Source organism: Streptomyces sp. 150FB (assembly GCF_000818195.1).
Classification (GTDB): domain Bacteria; phylum Actinomycetota; class Actinomycetes; order Streptomycetales; family Streptomycetaceae; genus Streptomyces.
The window spans coordinates 6,023,824-6,028,097 of the sequence record NZ_JTHL01000001.1 but is presented as its reverse complement, the minus strand read 5'-3'; the positions used below and the strand labels follow the sequence as shown (position 1 = coordinate 6,028,097).

Genomic DNA, 4,274 nt, shown 5'->3' with positions numbered 1-4,274 from the left:
GAGCAAAGCAGCAGAACAAGCGAGCATCCCCGGGGAGTCTCCCCCTGGGGCCGCCCCCCTCAAGTTGCAGTTGCGGTGGAGGGGTGGGTGTCAAGGGTGGAGCGGAGCGGAATCGGCGCAGCCGACGCGACGCAGGAGCGCCCTTGACACCCACCCCGGAACCGCGAAAATCAAGATCAAGGGGCGGCCCGACCCTCACCAACTCGGTCCCGGCCCACCCCGACCCCCCTCGGTCACCAGCCACTACGCCCGCACGCCCGAACGCCGATCCAACCAACCAGCCAGCGACGTCCGTACGCCCCACAGGTAGCCACCCCCACCCCCACCCCCGCACCACAGCACAAGGCGGAAACGCCTGAGTACCCATACTCAGGCTTTCCGGTCAGATCGGTCGGAAAATGGCTCTCATGCTGTGGTCCGATCCCGAGAACGAGCCCCCCAAGGAGCTGCGCGAGACGCAATCCATGGTGCGCCGCGTCGGCGTGGTGCTCGCTCTGGCGATGGTGTTGGCGATGATCGTGCTGGGCGTCCGCTGAACGGCATCCGGCCGTCTCCCACCGCCAGCGACCAACCAACCAACCGACCGACCTACGATGATCCGCATGACAGAACAACGCCGCCGGCTCGTCCTCGCCTCCGCATCCCCCGCCCGCCTCGGCCTGCTGCGTCAGGCCGGACTTGCTCCCGAGGTGATCGTCAGCGGTGTCGACGAGGACGCCCTGTCGGCGCCGACCCCCGCCGAACTGGCGCTCGTCCTCGCCGAGGCCAAGGCCACCGCCGTGGCGGGGCGTCCCGAGACGGCTGGGGCGCTGATCGTCGGTTGCGACTCCGTACTCGAACTGGACGGTGTGGCGTACGGCAAGCCCGCCGACGCCGAAGAGGCCACCGCCCGCTGGAAGTCCATGCGCGGGCGCGCCGGAATCCTCCAGACCGGCCACTGCGTCATCGACACGGCGACCGGCCGGCGCGCCGCGGCGACGGCGTCGACCACGGTCAACTTCGGGGAGCCGACGGACGCCGAGGTCGCCGCGTACGTGGCCTCGGGCGAACCGCTGCACGTGGCGGGCGCGTTCACCCTGGACGGGCGCTCGGCTCCGTTCGTCGAATCGATCGAGGGCAACCACGGCAACGTCATCGGCCTGTCCCTGCCGCTGCTGCGCCGCCTGCTCGGACAACTGGACGTGTCCATCACGGACTTGTGGGCCTGACCGGCCGCACTCCGAAGCCGCTCAGGCGGACACCGCGGGCGGCTCCGCGGCCGCGACAGCGCGGCTCTCCGGCTCACCGGTCCCGTACGCCACCAGCACCCACACCAGCAGCGCCAGCACCACGACCATGGCCACGAAGGCGAGCCAGCCCAGCAGGCCGACCGCAAGCGCGCCCAGCACCCCGTGCACCACCGCGCAACTGATCAGTACGATCCGGCCGACCCGCCCCGGCGCTCGGTTCCGCAGCGCCATGCGCACCAGGAACACCCCGCACACCACCAGATAGACCGCGGCCAGCACGCCCAGCACCCACGCGCCCCGCGACATCGCGTTCGAGGCCAGACCCGCCAGCGACATGTGCTGGTTGTCGACAACCTCGGCGAGCAGCGCGTTGACGAGTACGACGCCCAGCGCCTCCAGAACCAGCACCACCGCGGCCACCCAGGCCACCGGTCTCCGCGCCACGACACCCACCCCTGGACCCACCCACTCCCACTGTTACCAACAGTACGGACGACCTACCGCACGCTACTCACCGGTAAAGGCCCGGACAAGGGTCTGCGCACGGGCAAAGAATGAGCCGTCCCTTCGTAGGGACCCCACAACAAAACGGGATCCGGCGCGGGGCACTTGGACAGAGAGTTACGCCACCCCTGAGCGCTACTGTGCGGAGGGGGATCCCGGCGTACCGTGGTGCCACAAGGGATTTCGCGTCTTGAGCGAGCCTTGGAACACGCTCCGTGTAGGCAAGCTCACCATCAGGGGTGGGTCGGACTACCGTGTCGAGGGTCCCTAAACTCAGCCTGTCCGAAGGAGGGAGTCATCGTGCGCAAGGTGCTCATCGCCAACCGTGGCGAAATCGCTGTCCGCGTAGCCCGTGCCTGCCGGGATGCCGGAATCGCGAGCGTAGCCGTCTACGCCGATCCGGACCGGGACGCTCTGCATGTCCGCGCGGCCGACGAGGCGTTCGCTCTGGGCGGTGACACCCCGGCTGCCAGCTACCTGGACATGGCCAAGGTGCTGCAGGCCGCGAAGGATTCCGGGGCGGACGCGATCCACCCCGGTTACGGTTTCCTGTCGGAGAACGCGGAGTTCGCCCAGGCCGTGCTGGACGCCGATCTGACCTGGATCGGCCCGCCGCCGCAGGCGATCCGCGACCTCGGCGACAAGGTCGCCGCCCGGCACATCGCCCAGCGCGCCGGCGCCCCGCTGGTCGCCGGCACACCGGACCCGGTCTCCGGCTCCGGCGAGGTCGTGGCGTTCGCCGAGCAGAACGGTCTGCCGGTCGCCATCAAGGCCGCCTTCGGCGGCGGCGGACGCGGCCTGAAGGTCGCCCGCACCCTCGAAGAGATCCCCGAGCTGTACGACTCCGCGGTGCGCGAGGCGGTCGCCGCCTTCGGGCGCGGCGAGTGCTTCGTGGAGCGTTACCTCGACAAGCCCCGGCACGTCGAGACGCAGTGCCTGGCCGACTCGCACGGCAACGTGGTCGTCGTGTCGACCCGTGACTGCTCGCTCCAGCGCCGCCACCAGAAGCTGGTCGAGGAGGCCCCCGCGCCGTTCCTGAGCCAGGCTCAGAACGACGAGCTGTACGCGGCCTCCAAGGCGATCCTCAAGGAAGCCGGCTACGTCGGCGCGGGCACCGTCGAGTTCCTCGTCGGCACCGACGGCACGATCTCCTTCCTGGAGGTCAACACGCGCCTCCAGGTGGAGCACCCCGTCTCCGAAGAGGTCACCGGCATCGACCTCGTACGCGAGATGTTCCGCATCGCCGACGGCGAGGCGCTGGGCTACGACGACCCGGCCGTACGCGGTCACTCCTTCGAGTTCCGCATCAACGGCGAGGACCCGGGCCGCGGCTTCCTCCCCGCCCCCGGCACCGTCACGACCTTCGCCCCGCCCACCGGCCCCGGCGTCCGCCTGGACGCGGGCGTCGAGTCCGGCAGCGTCATCGGCCCGGCCTGGGACTCCCTGCTCGCCAAGCTGATCATCACCGGAGCCAGCCGCGAGCAGGCCCTCCAGCGGGCCTCCCGCGCGCTGGAGGAGTTCCAGGTGGAGGGCATGGCCACGGCCATCCCCTTCCACCGCGCCGTCGTCACCGACCCGGCCTTCACCAGCGACCCGTTCACGGTGCACACCCGCTGGATCGAGACCGAGTTCGTCAACGACATCAAGCCCTTCGCCCCGGCCGCCCCTTCGGACGCGGACGCCGACACCGAGGCGGGCCGCGAGACGATCGTGGTCGAGGTGGGCGGCAAGCGCCTGGAGGTCTCCCTCCCGACGTCCCTGGGCATGACACTGGCCCGCACGGGCCTGGCCGCCGGCGCCAAGCCGAAGCGGCGCGCCGCCAAGAAGACGGCTTCAGCGGTCTCGGGCGACACTCTGGCGTCCCCGATGCAGGGCACGATCGTCAAGGTCGCCGTGGAGGAGGGCCAGGAGGTCAAGGAGGGCGAGCTGATCGTCGTCCTGGAGGCCATGAAGATGGAACAGCCCCTGAACGCGCACCGCTCGGGCACGGTGAAGGGCCTGGCGGCAGAGGTGGGCGCGTCGGTGTCAGCGGGAGCCCCCATCTGCGAAATCAAGGACTAGGCGCCTTCCGGCTGGGGGTCGTGGTTTTAGCCGCGCGCGGCTGCGTTTCGCCTCGCGGCGGGCGGACGTGGGTCTGGCCCTGCATGGCCGGTGCGATTCGCTGACGCGGTTGTGGTGCGCGGCTTTGGGTTGCGGTCGCGGTGATGGCGCGGTGCGGTGGTTGCGGCCGGGTCTTGGTTGCGGCCGGTGTGTCTGGTGCCGGGCGCCGGGGCCTCCGGAGGCACATGTCCGGACGTGTGATTTACGGCGTCGTCACCGCGGACGTGTTGCCCGAGGCGGTTATGCGCCACAAATCTCACGTTAGCGTCCGGACACGTACCTCCTGCGACCCCGTCACCCTCCGTCGGCCCGTGGCAAGACCCGTAACGCCGCGCCCGGGACAGTGAGCGCGGCGTTTCCGCAGGTGAAGGGGGGCGCGCAGGGGTGGTGTCCGGGATACTAAAGCGTGATTTGCGGCGGACGACCGCCTCAGGCAACACG

The 4,274-nt window shown here is 70.2% G+C and carries 4 protein-coding genes; 3 read left to right on the top strand and 1 reads right to left on the bottom strand.

Going from position 1 to position 4,274, the window contains the following annotated elements:
- Positions 1-407 precede the first annotated feature (407 nt).
- Positions 408-536 carry a hypothetical protein gene (locus QR77_RS49845; protein WP_107069125.1) on the top strand — a complete coding sequence of 43 codons (129 nt, stop codon included), beginning with the start codon at positions 408-410 and terminating at the stop codon, positions 534-536.
- A gap of 57 nt (positions 537-593) precedes the next feature.
- A complete protein-coding gene (locus tag QR77_RS26045) occupies positions 594-1,208 on the top strand; it encodes a nucleoside triphosphate pyrophosphatase (RefSeq protein ID WP_173476352.1) in 615 nt (204 codons plus the stop codon).
- A gap of 21 nt (positions 1,209-1,229) precedes the next feature.
- On the opposite strand, the gene QR77_RS26040 is transcribed toward QR77_RS26045, so the two are convergent.
- Positions 1,230-1,682 (bottom strand): hypothetical protein, encoded by a 453-nt coding sequence (locus QR77_RS26040; protein ID WP_078877138.1) that lies wholly within the window; start codon positions 1,680-1,682, stop codon positions 1,230-1,232.
- A gap of 351 nt (positions 1,683-2,033) precedes the next feature.
- Here QR77_RS26040 and QR77_RS26035 point away from each other — a divergent pair, with 351 nt between their 5' ends.
- Positions 2,034-3,794 (top strand): biotin carboxylase N-terminal domain-containing protein, encoded by a 1,761-nt coding sequence (locus QR77_RS26035; protein WP_040024504.1) that lies wholly within the window; start codon positions 2,034-2,036, stop codon positions 3,792-3,794.
- Positions 3,795-4,274 lie beyond the last annotated feature (480 nt).